The organism is Bacteroidota bacterium (genome assembly GCA_030017895.1).
Lineage (GTDB): Bacteria > Bacteroidota > Ignavibacteria > UBA10030 > BY39 > JASEGV01.
In genome coordinates, this window is record JASEGV010000156.1 from 461 (window position 1) to 760 (window position 300).

Below are 300 nucleotides of genomic sequence, written 5' to 3' on the forward strand. Positions count from 1 at the left end.
CTGTAGTGTTTAGTGAACTCGGCTTCAAACATTTGCCAGTCGATTTTATCTGCTAAAACGTATAGCGGATGTCGATGGTTTAGTTGTTCTTCAAATGTTAGACAGAATGTTAATTGGGTAGGATTGGCTTTTTTAGGTATCATATTTTCTGCAAGGTTTTTTGACATTTATTTAGGTTTCTCTGTAAATCATCTCACCTAATTTAACCATTTTTTTTCATAGATTAAAGCGCTTTGGGGTTTTTAAGGGTCAACTAAGTAAGAGAATTCTGTTCCACGCCACAACATCACGAGGGTTTTC